We start from the raw sequence: 13,545 nt of genomic DNA on the forward strand, positions 1-13,545 counted from the left end.
GCGGGGCGGCCGTCTTTCGGGCGATGACGGGAGTGTGGCGACAGGCCCTAGGGTCGCCCTGTGACCACTGAACCGACGCGCCCGACCGCCCCCCTCACCCCGCTCGACCCGCTGGACCGGCGTATCGTCGCCGCCCTCCAGATCGACGGCCGTGCCTCCTGGCGGCGGATCGCCGCCGCGCTCGGGGAACCCGAGCGGAAGGTGGCGCGGCGGGGGCTGCGGCTGCTGGAGAGCGGGGACGTGGCGGTGCGCGGGCTCGTGGTGCGCGGGGAGACGGTGATCCTGCGGATGAACTGCCGGCCCGGGGCGGTGCGGGAGACCGCCGTGGCCACGGCCCGCCGGGACGACACCATCTTCTCGTACGTGCTCGCGGGCGCCGCCGACTGTGTGGCCGAACTCCAGTGCAGGCCGGGTGAGTTGGGGCGGCTCATGCTGGACGAGGTGCCCGCGCTGCCGGGGCTCGTCGCGCAGCAGGCCGCGCCGGTGCTGCGGTACTTCCGCACGGTGCACGAGTGGGAGCCGGGCATCCTCGACGAGGGGGAGGCCGCGGCGCTCGGCGGCGCGGCGGCGCGGCCGGTGGACGGGGTCGAGGTGCCGGACGTCGAGCTCGCGCCCGACGAGCACGCCATTCTGCGCTCCCTCGCCGAGGACGGCCGGCGCACGCACGACGAACTCGCCGCCGTGGCCGGGGTGTCGGTCGCCACCGCGCGGCGCCGCGTGGAGTCGCTGACCCGGCAGGGCCTCGTCAGCATCCGGGCCGCCGTGGAGCCCGCGCTGCTCGGGCTCCCGGTCGAGGCGATGCTGTGGATCAGGACCCGGCCCGACGAGGTCGAGGAGGTGGGGCGCCTGCTCGTCGAGTCGCCGCTCGTGCGGTACGCGGCCGTGGTGATGGGTGAGCACCAGCTCCTGGTCGATGTGACCCAGCCGTCGAAGCCGGCCCTGCACGCGTTCCTCACCGAGGCGCCGTGGGTGCGGCGGGTGGAGGCGGTCCAGTCCCACCTGGTGGTGGAGGCGTGGAAGCGCAGCGGGGTGCCGACCCGGGAAGTTTCTTCGCGGGTTGTTGCGGGCGCGTGACCAGAAGTTTCACTTGAGTGAATCTCGCGTCTGAAAAGTTTATATGGTCCTGCTCATTGACTGAAAGCGTCAGTGGGCCGCAGTGTGGTGGCGCACACAGTCGCCTCCCGCACGAGGACCGCCATGCCCGTACGCCCTGCTGACGCCGACGCACTTTGCTCCCTCGACGCCGTCGAGCTCACCGCTCGGATCCGCCGCCGCGACCTGTCCGCCCGCGAGGTCGTCGCCGCCCACCTCGACCGCATCGAGCGGGTGAACCCGCAGCTCAACGCGATCGTCACGCTCGACGCCGAGGGCGCCATGAAGGCGGCCGGAGCGGCCGACGAACTGGCCGCGTCCGGAGCCGAGTTGGGCCCCCTGCACGGGCTGCCCATCGCCTTCAAGGACACCCATCTGACCCGCGGCATGCGCACCACGCACGGCTCGCCGCTCTTCGCCGACCACGTCCCCGACGAGGACGAACTCCTCGTCCAGCGCATCCAGGCGGCCGGCGCCATCCGCGTCGGCAAGACCAACGTGCCCGAGTTCGCGGCCGGTTCGCACACCTTCAACACCGTCTTCGGCGCGACCCGCAACCCGTACGACACCACCCGCTCGGCCGGCGGCAGCAGCGGCGGCGCCGCGGCCGCGCTCGCCGCCCGGCTCACCCCGATCGCCGACGGCAGCGACATGGGCGGCTCGCTGCGCAACCCGGCGTCCTTCTGCAACGTCGTCGGACTGCGCCCCACACCGGGCCGGGTGCCGTCGCTGCCCTCCGGCGACGTCTGGGAGACCCTCGCCGTCGCCGGGCCGATGGGCCGCACCGTCGCCGACACCGCGCTGCTCCTGTCGGTCATGGCGGGGCCCGACCCGCGCAGCCCGCTCTCCCTGGAGGTCCCGGACCCGGCCGCGTACCGCGCCCCACTGGAACGTGACCTGGCGGGCCTGCGGGTCGCGTACGCGCCCGATCTCGGCGGGCGGGTCCCCGTCGACCCCGAGGTGCGGGCCGTCGTGGAGCAACAGGTCGCCGTGTTCGAGGAGTTGGGCTGCTCCGTCGCTCTCGACTGCCCCGATCTCGACGGCGCCGAGCACGCCTTCCGCACGCTGCGCGCCCACGCTTTCCACCAGGGTTTCGGCCCGCTGCTCGACGCCTCGCGCGACGCGCTCAAGCCCAGCCTCGTCCGGAACATCGAGGAGGGCCTCAAGCTCACCGGCGCCGACCTGGCCCGCGCCCGCGCCGAGCTCACCCGGCTGCACCTCGCCGCCGTCGCCTTCTTCGAGCGCTACGACGTACTGATCGCGCCGGTGAGCCAAGTGGTGCCGTTCGACGTGGAGCTGGAGTACCCGGTCCTCGTCGAGGGGCAGTCGCAGCACACCTACCTCGACTGGATGCGCTCCGCGTACCTCCTCTCCACCCTGGGCGCACCCGCCCTCTCGGTCCCTGCCGGGTTCACCCCCGGCGGACTCCCCGCCGGCCTGCAGATCGTGGGCCCGCCGCGCGCCGAACGCACCGTCCTGGAAGTCGGTGCCGCCCACGAGGCCGCCACCGGGCACGGCCGACGCGCCCCCGTCCTTCCGTAGGTGCTCACCTCCCGTCCTCTGGAGCCCTGATGAGATCACCGCATGCGTTGTGGGCCGCCGTGCCCGTCCTGGCCTTCCTCGCCACTCCGTTCCTGCCGTTCGTCAACGGCCCCCACCTGTGGTTCGGCATTCCGTCCGTCCTGTGCTGGTGCCTGATCTGGACGGCCGGGACGACGGTGTCGCTCGCCCTCGTCGACCGGCTCGCTCGCCCGGAGGGCGACGGAGAGGACGGAGAGCCCGCATGAACAGCACCATGGTCATCACGGTCGTCGGCATCGTCGCCATCGCGGCCGTCGGCGTCAGCGGGCGCCGGGCGCCCAGCAAGGAGCTGGGGGAGTGGACCGTCGGCAAGCGCCGCTTCTCCACCTTCACCACCTGGTTCCTCCAGGCCGGTGAGTCGTTCACGACCTTCAGCTTCCTGGGACTCGCGGGCATCGCGTTCGGCGCCGGCGTCGCCGCGTCCTTCGCCCTGTGCTACCTCGCCATCAACTTCGTCCTCCAGTACTTCACGGCCCCGCGCATGCGCCAACTCGGTTTGCGGGGCGGCTATCTGACCCAGGCCGACTTCTTCGTCGACCGCTACCGCAGCCCGCTGCTCGGCAAGGTCGTCGCCGTGGTCGGCGCGGTCTTCCTGCTCCCGTACCTCCAGCTCCAGATCACCGGCCTCGGCATGATCGTCCAGCTCGCCACCGGCAGCCGCGCCGGCGGTAACTGGAGCATGGTCCTCGCCACCGTCCTGACCGTCGGCTTCGTCCTGTGGTCCGGCATCCGCGGCATCGCCCGCGTCGCCTACCTCAAGGACGCGCTGATGATCGTCGGGCTCGTGGTGCTGCTCATCGGAGTCGCGGTCTCCGTGAAGGGCGGCATCGGCGGTGTCTTCGAGACGGTGCGCGACGCCCACCCACAGCTGTTGACGCTGCATCAGCCGGGTTATGACGCCACGTTCTTCGTCACCGCGGTCATCATCTCCGGGCTCGGCGGCGGCCTCGGCACCATGGCCCACCTGTGGCCGCCGGTGCTCGCCGCGGGCAGTGGCCGCGCCCTGCGATCCAACGCGATCTGGCTGCCGCTCTACCAGATCGCCCTCGGCATCCCGATCGTGGTCGGCTTCGCCGGCGTCCTGCTGGTGGACAAGGACGCGGCCCCCAACTCCGTGGCCCTCACCCTCGCCGGGCAGACGCTGCCCGGCTGGCTGGTCGGGGTCGTCGCGGTCGCGGCGGCCTCGGCCGCGATGGTGCCGTCCGCCGCCATCGTCGTCGGCATCTCCAGTCTGCTGTCCCGCAACCTCTTCAGCGTCCGCGACGAACGCAGGCAGCTGCGCACCAACCACCTGTGCGTGGTGGCCGCGGCGGGCCTCGCCCTCGTGTTCGGCCTGACCCGCCCCGGTCTCCTGTCCGACCTGCTGCTGCTCACCTACGGCGGACTCACCCAGCTCGCCCCGGCGATCGTGATGGGCCTGGCCAAGCGGGTGCGGCTCGGCGCGACGCCCGCGCTGCTCGGGATCGTCGCCGGGGTCGCGGTACTCACCTGGCTGACGTTCGGCGGGGTGGACGTCGGCACCGTCGACACCGGCCTGATCGCGCTCGGCGTGAACGTCGTGGTCGCGGCGGTGGCGCAGTTCGCCGTGCGCGAGCAGCCCGGCGCCGCCCGCGGAACGGCCCTGCCCGACACGGGCGCCGAGCCGGTGGCCGAACCTGTCCCCGTGGGCCCGAGCGGAGTGCCGCGGGCCCACGGCGACCCGTCCGTCAGCTGACGGTCACCTCCCCGACGGGGGCGGGCTGCTCGCCGGTCTGCGTCACCCGGACGAAGCGCCCCGTCCCGCCGGGGTGAACGGCGCCCAGCGCCGCCCGTCCGCCGACGTCTGCGCCCGATAGGCCCGCACTCCCGGCACCGCCACCCGGGACAGCCGCCGTACGGCCCCCAGATCAACGGTCAGGGACGCCCCGCGCCGGGTGGGGAGCCAGGTCGTGGACGGGTTGCCGTCGACCGCCGCGCCCGCGTACTGGCCGGGGTCCTCGGACGTCGCCGTCGCCGGGCGGCAGCGCGCCAGGTCGGAGGTGGCGGCGAGGTCGGGGCGGCGGGTGGGGAGGGTCAGGCCCTGCGGCGTGACCGTGCGGCGGGTGCCGTCGCGCGTGACCACCGTGAAGGGTGCGCCGGAGGTGAGGCGTACCGTCGTGCGGCGCGGGCCGATCTCGATGTCGTACGTGCGCTCGCGCCACCGAAGGCCGCGCAGGGTCACCCCGGTGGAGAGTTGGGGTGGCAGCGTCGGGTCCAGGGTGACCGCCGCGTCGTCGCGCAGTCGCAGGCCCGTCAGGCCGTGCGTGAAGACCTGGAGGAAGCCGCCCTTCCCGGTGAGGAAGTCCTGCGCGGGTGAACCCGCGAGCGCGTCGCCCGCGCCCGCCTTCGTGCCGCGCGACTCCGAGAACGTGCCGAACGGGCCGCGGAAGAAGGGGCGCGAGGCCCGTTCCAGGAAGGTGTACGTGGAGCAGCCCGGCTCGTTCGTCGCCGCCGCGGCGACCGCGTGCACGGAGTCGGTCATCGCGGGGCCGTCGCGGTCGGTGTGCGCCGCGTAGTGGTCGAGCGTCGCGGCCGCCGCGCCCTTCGGCATCGGGCGCCAGTCCAGCGGGTACAGGAGGAGCACCGCGTCCGCCTGCTTGATGTCGGCGGCGCGCGCGATGTCGTAACCGGCGTACTGGAGAAAGACCTTGCGCCGTTCGTCGTACGGGATGCGCAGGCGGGCGGCGATCCGGTCCCAGGTGGCCGGCGGGCGTTCGCCGACGAGGCGGGCCGCCTTGGTGGCCGCGCGCAGGGACGTCGCGGCGACCGCGTTCGTGTAGACGCCGTCGTCGACGCCGTTGCTGTACTCGTCGGGTCCCGCGATGTCCTTGATGGAGTACGAGCCGTCGGCCTTGTTCGGCGTGACGCGCGAAGTCCAGTAAGCGGCAAGCCCTTTGAGGAGCGGCCAGCCCTGTGCGCGCAGCCAGGTGCGGTCGCCGGTGGCCTGGTAGTACTGCCACGCGGCGAGGGCGATGTCGCCCTGGAGGTGGTTCTGGATGACGCAGTGGGGCGGATACCAGCTCTGGCACTCGGTCCACAGGTGGCCCGAACTCGCGCTCGTCCACGGGTACATGAGTCCCTGGACGGACGTCTTGCGCGCGTTGTCGGCGGCCGCCGCACGGGTGCGGTAGCGGTACGCGAGGACCGGCTCGGCCAGCTTCGGGCGGGTGGCGAGGAGTGCGGGGAACATCCAGGTCTCGGCGTCCCAGAACACCATGCCCGCGTAGTTGTCGCTGCTCAGGCCGGTCGGCGCGATGCTGTCGCGGGCGCCGTCGCGGAGCGAGGCGAGGAGCCCGTACTGGGCGGCACGCACCTGCGCCTGGAGACCGGGGCGGCCCGGGACCTCGATGTCCGACGCCCACAACGTCCGCCAGGCGGAGCCGTGTCGGGCCACGAGCGTGTTCCAGCCGGCCGCCGCCGCGCGCTGCGAGGCGCTTACGGCGTCGTCGTGCGGGGCGCGTGAGGTCAGGGCGGTGTCGACGCCGACGTATTTGACGACGTCGTACCGGGAGCCCGCTGTCGCCCGGAAGTCGGCGGACTGCCGGCTGGAGAGGGTGTCCGTGGTGCGGCGGGACGGGTGGGTGCGGCCGGGGGAGCGGAGGGTGGACGCGACGGTGCCGGCGGTGCGGGAGCCGGCCGTGGTGAAGCCCACCGCCGTGGTGCGCTTGCCCGCCGGGCCCGCGCCGGTGGCGGCGAGGCGGCGGGCGGCGCGGCCGTCGATGCGGTCGGTGACGGTGACGGTGCCTGACCAGTGCGGGGTGACGCGCAGGCGTACGGCACCGACGTGCGGGCGGGCGCGGTCGGCGAGCACCTCGTAGTCCAGGTCGGTGCGGCGGCCGTCCCGGTGGACCCAGGTGAGGGTGGTGCGGACGATGCCGCAGCGCAGGTCGAGGCTCTGGCGGTAGCCGGTGGTGCGACTGCCGGGGCCGTATGTCTCCCCGGCCACGGTCACCTCCAGGCCCGTCCAGTTCGGGAGCGCGGCGATCGCCTCGCGGTGGGCCGTCCCGGCGGGCCCGCGGCCGTACAGGCCGGAGACGAAGGCGCCGTCGTACGGCGGTGTGTAGAGCGGCCAGCCGGTCTTCGCCTTCGCGTCGGCACCGGAGGGCGGGCTGTACCCGGCGCCGACGGGCGGGACGCGGACACCGAGGTAGCCGTTGCCCGCGTACGGGTGCTGCTCCACGGGGGTTCTGGCGCGGGCCGACAGGGTCCACCCGGGTCCCTGACCGGCGCAGACGGGCGGGGCGGCGTCCGCGCGCGGGGTGCCGGGGTGCGGGAGCAGCGTCGCGGTGAGGGCCAGGGCGGACGCGGCGAGGACGACACGGGGACGGCTCAGGGCACGCGGGGCGCCGACCGCTCGCGGGGTGTTCGTGGCCTGTGGGGTGTTCGTGGCCTGTGGGGTGTTCGAGGATCTCGGGGTGCTCACGGATCGAGCGTGCGGGGTGGTACGGCGGTCGCGCGGCATACGCGCCGGGAACCGGGCCGCCCGGGGCACCGATGGGGGCATCGCGGCGGAGCGGGCCTCGCAGCGACGGCCTTGCGTCGGACTCCTCGCGTCGACCGTCCCGGCCGCCGTTACCGGGCCCCCGCGCCGACGCCGGCCGCCTCAGGGCCCCTCCGCCAGCCCCGTCTTCGCCCCCGCCCCGCACAGCGGCACCACGGCACTGCGGGTGTTCAGGGTCGCGGCGAGCGGCGTGCCCTCGCGGGTCGCGGCCCAGCAGGCGACGCCGGTCGACTCCACGTACAGGCCGCGTGAGGCCAGGTCCCGCTGGGCGTGGCGGATCTGGTCCTCCGTCACCGTGTGGAAGGCGCCGCCCGATTCCCGTACCGCTCGAAGGATCTGCCGGGCGCGGGCCGGGCGGGGATCGCGATGCCCTCGGCGAGGGTCGGGGCCGTCGGGGTCGTGCCGACGAGGTCGTCCGCTCCGGCCTGCCAGGCCGCCGCCAGCGGGGCGACCGCCGCGGACTGGACGGCGTGCAGCGCCGGGCGGCGGTCGATGAAGCCCGCCGTGTGCAGCTCCGCGACGGCGAGGGCCGCGCCGAGGAGCAGCGTGCCGTTGCCCACGGGCAGGACCAGGGCGTCGGGGAGGCGGCCGCCGAGGTCCTCCCAGAGTTCATGGACGTACGTCTTCGTGCCGTGCAGGAAGTACGGGTTGTGGACGTGGCTGGCGTAGAAGACATCGGGGGCGTCGGCCGCGGCGCGCGCCTCCCGCGCGGTCGTCTCGCGGTCGCCGGGGACCACGACGAGACGGGCGCCGTGGGCGCGGATCTGTTCCAGCTTCTTGGGGGAGGTGCCCTCGGGGACGAAGACCGTGCACGGGAGCTGGGCGCGGGCGCAGTACGCGGCGACGGCCGTGCCCGCGTTGCCGCTGCTGTCGGCGATGACGTGGCCGGGATCGAGGCGGCAGGCGAGCGCGGCCAGCATCACGGCGCCGCGGTCCTTGAACGACAGCGTCGGCATGAGGAAGTCCAGCTTCGCCGAGACCGTGCCGGTGAGCGGCACGAGCGGCGTGCGGCCCTCGCCGAGCGTGCAGTCGGGGACCGGCAGCGGCAGGCACTCGGCGTACCGCCACAGCGAACCCACCCGGCCGGAAAGCGACTTGAGGGTCGCCGGGGTCGGAGAGTAGTCGAGGTCGAGCGGCCCCCGGCAGACCGGGCAGCACCAGTCGAGGGAGCCGGCGGGGACGCGGGTGCCGTCGGTGGGGCAGTAGCAGTCGGGGAGGGCGCTCATGGGGAGAGCGTAGGCACGGCGGGGCCGCATCCCGACGTCACGCCGCGTACAGGGCGCGACGCCGGGGAGTCCGCCCGTACGTGCGATCGATTCGGGAGTCGATGTGTGAATGAAGCACTACCTGGAGAAAGTCCCTGCGTAAAGACCTCGGCGCCCGCATGTCATCACATCGAGTGATTCTCTGGCCTTTGCTTGCATGCCTCAACCCACGGTTGCCACGCTGTTGCTGTCTGTCAATCAGATGGGGCACGTGGCGAGGCATTCACGGGGAACGAGGGGAACAATCAGTGACATTCGGTGAGCAGCCGGCGTACCTGCGCGTCGCGGGTGATCTCCGTAAGAAGATCGTCAGTGGCTCGCTGCCGCCGCACACCCGCCTCCCCTCCCAGGCCAAGATCCGTGAGGAGTACGGGGTTTCGGACACCGTCGCCCTGGAGGCGCGCAAGGTCCTGATGGCCGAGGGTCTCGTCGAGGGCCGTTCCGGGTCGGGCACGTACGTCCGTGAGCGTCCCGTGCCGCGCCGCGTCGCCCGCTCCGGATACCGCGTCACCAGCGGCTCCACCCCGTTCCGCCAGGAGCAGTCCGACCCGGCGGCGCGCGGCACCTGGGAGTCGCGCAGCGATCAGGCCGAGGCCGACGCGGAGGTCGCCGACCGGCTCGACATCCGCGTCGGCGACCGCGTGATGCGCACCAAGTACGTGTACCGGGACGCGGGCGAGGCGATGATGCTCGCCACCTCCTGGGAGCCCCTCGCGGTCACCGGCCGCACGCCCGTGATGCTCCCCGAGGAGGGCCCGCTCGGCGGCTGCGGCGTCGTCGAGCGCATGGCGGCGATCGACGTGATCGTGGACAACGTGACGGAGGAGGTGGCCGCCCGCCCCGGTCTCGCCGAGGAGTTGAGCGCGCTCGGCGGTGTGCCGGGGCATGTCGTCCTCGTCATCCACCGGACGTTCTTCGCGTCGGGCCGACCGGTCGAGACGGCCGACGTCGTCGTCCCCGCCGACCGCTACCGCATCGCGTATCACCTGCCGGTGAAGTGACGAGCGCGCTTGCGGCCTGCCGGTGGAGTGCCGGTCGCTCGACGACTGCCGGTGGAGTGGCCGCTGCCCGCTAGCTGCCGGTGAAGTGGGAGCGACCTGCTAGTTGCCGGTGGAGTGGTCGCCGCCTGCTACCTGCCGGTGGAGTGGGAGCGACCTGCTAGCTGCCGGTGTAGTGGCCGCCGCCCGCTACCTGCCGGTGAAGTGGCAGCCACCTGCCACCTGCCGATGAAGTGGGAGCGACCTGCCACCTGCCGATGGAGTGGGAGCGACCTGCCACCTGCCGGTGAAGTGGCAGCCACCTGCTACCTGCCGGTGAAGTGGCCGCCACCTGCCACCTGCCGGTGGAGTGGGAGCGACCTGCCATCTGCCGGTGAAGTGGCCGCCCCCTGCTGATGCCGCCTGACCGCCCTTCGCCGCCTGCCAGCGAAGTGAGCGCCGCCCGCAACCCGCGGATCCCTCGCCGCCGCCCGACAAGTGACGCTCACTCGCCGCCTCCCGGCCCCATGACCCCCGTAGACGCTCAAGTGGCGTTCGCTGGTGCCCTGCCGGCCCCATGGCGCCCGGGGGCGCCCCTATCCGAACCCCGACGTACGCGGACGCGCACGCGGACCCGATCGCATACCACCCGCCGATCAAGCGACCCCCGAGGACCGATACCCGGACCCCGCCGTCCGGATCGCGTGATCCCGAGTTAACGCGGGATCAACTCCCGTAACCGGCAGGCAATCCCCGGCTGCAACGACTTGTCATGCACGGCTCCTACCTTCCTTCTGCGTACCGGCCGTACCGGTATACCGCTGACTGATGGACGAACGGGAAGCCGCCGATGACCGAGACCGCTCTGCCCACCGCCGACCCGGCAGCGCCCGAGCCGCCCCGCGGCCGGGAACCGAAGCGCAGTTACGCCAAGCTCGCCGCCGACGAGTCCCGCGAGGACTTCTCGCTGCGGTACGCCCCGCACTCCTACCGCCGCTGGTCGCCGACCATGGTCGCCTCGACCGCGCTCGGCGGCATCGCCTACCTCGCGGACTTCGCGATCGGCGCCTCGATCGTCTTCACGTACGGATTCACCAGCGGCTTCGCGTCGATCCTCTGCGCGGCGACGATCATCTTCGTGACCGGTATCCCGATCGCCCGCGCCTGCGCCAAGTACGGCCTGGACATGGACCTCATCACGCGCGGCGCGGGCTTCGGCTACTTCGGCTCGACGCTCACCTCGCTGATCTACGCCTCGTTCACCTTCATCTTCTTCGCGCTCGAAGGCTCGATCATGGCGCAGGCCATGCACGAGGTCGTCGGACTGCCGCTGCCCGTCGGGTATCTGCTGACCACGCTCATCGTCATCCCGATCGTGTTCCGCGGAATGGGCGCGCTCGCCAAGGTGCAGGCGTGGACCCAGCCCGTCTGGCTGATCGGGCTCGTGCTGCCGTTCGTGATCCTCGCCTTCGACTCGCCCGGTTCCTTCGGTGACTTCACGCACTTCGGCGGCACGGAAGGCGCGGGCAGCGGCTTCGACTGGATCGGCTTCGGGCTCGGTACGGGCGTCGCGCTGTCGCTCATCGCGCAGATCGGTGAGCAGGCCGACTACCTGCGCTTCATGCCCGCCAAGACCGAGAGCAACCGCAAGCGATGGAATCTGGCCGTTCTCGCCGCGGGCCCCGGCTGGGTGATCATCGGCGCGGCCAAGCAGATCGGCGGCGCGCTGCTCGCCTTCGTCGCCCTCGAAGCGGTCGGCAAGACGCACGCGCTCGAACCCATCGCGCCGCAGGTCGAAGCCCTCAAGCCGTGGCTCGGCTCGGTCGCGCTGCCCGCCGCCGCGCTCTTCGTCGTCGTGTCCCAGATCAAGATCAACGTCACGAACGCCTACAGCGGCTCGCTGTCGTGGTCGAACTTCTTCTCCCGCGTGACCCACAAGCACCCGGGCCGCGTCTGGTACATCTTCCTCAACCTCGCCATCGCGCTGACGCTGATGGAGATGAACATGTTCGCCGCGCTGAACAAGCTGCTCGGCTTCTACTCGAACGTGGGCATCGCCTGGATCGCGGCCGTCGCCGCCGACCTCGTCATCAACAAGCGGGTCGGCTGGAGCCCCAAGTACATCGAGTTCAAGCGGGCGTACCTGTACGCCGTGAACCCGGCCGGCTTCGGCTCGATGGTGATCGCGTCGACCGTCTCGATCCTCGCCTTCTTCGGGCTCTTCGGTGAGTACGCGGAAGCCTTCTCGACCTTCATCGCCGCAGGTCTCGCGCTGATCCTGTGCCCGCTCATCGCCTGGGCCACGAAGGGCAAGTACTACCTGGCCCGGCCGAACCCGGTGAACGGTCCCGACGTCGACATCGAGGACGTCACCGCGACCCACGAGTGCAGTGTCTGCGAGACGGCGTACGAACTCCCGGACATCGCCGACTGCCCCGTGCAGTCCGGACCGATCTGTTCGCTGTGCTGCTCGCTGGACGCCGAGTGCGGCGACGCGTGCACGAAGAAGCCCACGGGCGAGCCGGTTCTGATGCCGATGCCGACGGTACGGGCGAGCTGAGACCGCACGACTGGGGGACGGGGGGCGCATCTATGCGGATGCGCCCCCTCGCCGTGGCCGCCGCATGTCCCGTACGTGGCTGGTTGCGTATCTCTTTGTGCCAATCCGTATCCGCTCCGTAAAGGTCAGGCGTAGGCTCGGGCATATGCGGATTGCGGTTTCCTCAGGATTAGGGGGCGGGGCGCGATGCGAGCCGGAGTCGGGGAGTGGAGGGGCGCGATGACAGACAGCACGACCACACTTCCGTGGCTCGTCATCCGCCAGGACGACAACGGCAATCGCTATCGCGTCGGCCGGTACGCGACCAGGGCGGAGGCCCAGCGGATGGCCGACAGCCTCGACGACCAGCAGGAAGCGGCGGCCCGCGGTGCCGCGACACGCGGTGGTGGCCGCCCGGCGGGCGGCGACCGGCAGCTCTACTCGGTGGAGCGGCTCGGGCAGGCACCGGCCCCCGGCCGCAGCGGTACCAACGGAACGGCGCGCTGACCCGGAGCCGTAGGCTCCGGCCCATGACAGAACCGATCGTGGTGGTGGCCGCCGCCCTGTACGACACCGGCGGACGCCTGCTCGCCGCGCGACGGAGTGCGCCCCCCGAGCTCGCGGGCCGCTGGGAACTGCCCGGCGGCAAGGTCGAACCGGGCGAGAGCCCCGAGCGGGCGCTCGTGCGCGAGCTGCGCGAGGAACTCGGCGTCGACGCCGATCCGGTCGCCCGCGTGCCGGGGGAGTGGCCCCTGAAACCGGGGTACGTCCTGCGGGTCTGGCGCTGTGACCTGCGCTCCGGTGACCCTCTCCCGCTCCAGGACCATGACGAGCTGCGCTGGCTCGGCCCCGACGAGATCTGGTCCGTGGACTGGCTCGACCAGGACGTCCCGGCCGTGAAGGACACCGTGAGCGGCACGGCCTGACGCGTACCGGCGGGCGGCGGTCGTACGGCGCGCGGACGCCGTCCGCGCGATCCGGCCGAGCCACCCCCTACGCCGTCCGTGCCACCACGCACCCGCTGACGCGATAGCACGCCGCCACGTCCGGGTATATCCCGATTAACCCTCTGAAACCGGACAGTGCAGGTGAGTCCCGGCAGAGCCCATCGCGCGCGGCCAGGGAAGTGATCGGAGTGCTCCACACCGAAGGCGACAGCGCCGAGTGGGCCTTCCCCGCCGACCCGGGCGCCGTCCGCAAGGCCCGCGCCGCGGTCCGGGCACAGCTGGCAGGCTGGCACCTCGACGAGCTCACCGACGTCACGGCGCTGCTGGTCAGCGAGCTGGTCACCAACTCCCTGTGCCACGCGTCCGGGCCCATCGGCGTACGTCTCGTGCGCCGGACGGGCCCTCGCGCCGCGCTCCTCGTCGAGGTCTCCGACCCGCTGCCCGATCCGCCCCGCGCCCGCGCGGCCGCCCCCGACGACGAGGGCGGGCGCGGCCTGCAACTCGTGGCCGATTCCTCCCGCCGCTGGGGCACCCGGCCCGCGCCGCGCGACGGCAGGTGCGGGGCGGGCGGGAAAACGGTGTGGTTCGAGCTGGCGCTGCCTGGTTAGGAGACGGGAGAACGAAA

At 72.6% G+C, this 13,545-nt stretch carries 10 protein-coding genes and 1 pseudogene; 9 read left to right on the forward strand and 2 right to left on the reverse strand.

Going from position 1 to position 13,545, the window contains the following annotated elements; genetic code table 11:
- Positions 1–60 precede the first annotated feature (60 nt).
- The 4 genes from V2W30_RS25575 (at position 61) to V2W30_RS25590 (ending at position 4,387) form a co-directional block, all read left to right on the forward strand.
- Positions 61–1,074 (forward strand): Lrp/AsnC family transcriptional regulator, encoded by a 1,014-nt coding sequence (locus tag V2W30_RS25575; protein WP_338700111.1) that lies wholly within the window; start codon positions 61–63, stop codon positions 1,072–1,074.
- A 123-nt stretch (positions 1,075–1,197) separates the two neighbouring features.
- Complete coding sequence (locus tag V2W30_RS25580) at positions 1,198–2,634, forward strand: amidase (protein ID WP_338700113.1); 1,437 nt, start codon at positions 1,198–1,200, stop codon at positions 2,632–2,634.
- 29 nt (positions 2,635–2,663) lie between these two features.
- The gene (locus V2W30_RS25585) at positions 2,664–2,879 is read left to right on the forward strand and encodes a hypothetical protein (protein WP_338700115.1); all 216 of its coding nucleotides are present in this window, start codon (positions 2,664–2,666) and stop codon (positions 2,877–2,879) included.
- A complete protein-coding gene (locus tag V2W30_RS25590) occupies positions 2,876–4,387 on the forward strand; it encodes a sodium:solute symporter family protein (protein ID WP_338700117.1) in 1,512 nt (503 codons plus the stop codon). Before V2W30_RS25585 ends, V2W30_RS25590 begins: the two co-directional genes overlap by 4 nt.
- Positions 4,388–4,429: 42 nt before the next feature.
- On the opposite strand, the gene V2W30_RS25595 is transcribed toward V2W30_RS25590, so the two are convergent.
- Both V2W30_RS25595 and V2W30_RS25600 read right to left on the reverse strand, forming a co-directional pair.
- On the reverse strand, positions 4,430–7,114 hold the full coding sequence (locus V2W30_RS25595; RefSeq protein ID WP_425244594.1) for a glycosyl hydrolase family 65 protein: 2,685 nt from the start codon (positions 7,112–7,114) through the stop codon (positions 4,430–4,432).
- A gap of 180 nt (positions 7,115–7,294) precedes the next feature.
- Positions 7,295–8,418 (reverse strand): annotated as a pseudogene (locus tag V2W30_RS25600) (pyridoxal-phosphate dependent enzyme).
- 287 nt (positions 8,419–8,705) lie between these two features.
- On the opposite strand from V2W30_RS25600, the gene V2W30_RS25605 reads away from it, so the two are divergent.
- From V2W30_RS25605 to V2W30_RS25625, 5 genes are all read left to right on the forward strand, one after another.
- Positions 8,706–9,458: a GntR family transcriptional regulator gene (locus V2W30_RS25605; RefSeq protein WP_338700118.1), complete on the forward strand. Its 753-nt coding sequence runs from the start codon at positions 8,706–8,708 to the stop codon at positions 9,456–9,458.
- 826 nt (positions 9,459–10,284) lie between these two features.
- The gene (locus V2W30_RS25610; RefSeq protein WP_338700120.1) at positions 10,285–11,994 is read left to right on the forward strand and encodes a hypothetical protein; all 1,710 of its coding nucleotides are present in this window, start codon (positions 10,285–10,287) and stop codon (positions 11,992–11,994) included.
- A gap of 219 nt (positions 11,995–12,213) precedes the next feature.
- Positions 12,214–12,480: an SPOR domain-containing protein gene (locus tag V2W30_RS25615; protein WP_338700121.1), complete on the forward strand. Its 267-nt coding sequence runs from the start codon at positions 12,214–12,216 to the stop codon at positions 12,478–12,480.
- 23 nt (positions 12,481–12,503) lie between these two features.
- The gene (locus V2W30_RS25620; protein WP_338700122.1) at positions 12,504–12,899 is read left to right on the forward strand and encodes a (deoxy)nucleoside triphosphate pyrophosphohydrolase; all 396 of its coding nucleotides are present in this window, start codon (positions 12,504–12,506) and stop codon (positions 12,897–12,899) included.
- Between the two features lie 200 nt (positions 12,900–13,099).
- A complete protein-coding gene (locus V2W30_RS25625; RefSeq protein WP_338700124.1) occupies positions 13,100–13,528 on the forward strand; it encodes an ATP-binding protein in 429 nt (142 codons plus the stop codon).
- Positions 13,529–13,545 lie beyond the last annotated feature (17 nt).

The organism is Streptomyces sp. Q6 (assembly GCF_036967205.1).
In the GTDB taxonomy this organism is placed as follows: Bacteria; Actinomycetota; Actinomycetes; order Streptomycetales; family Streptomycetaceae; genus Streptomyces; species Streptomyces citrinus.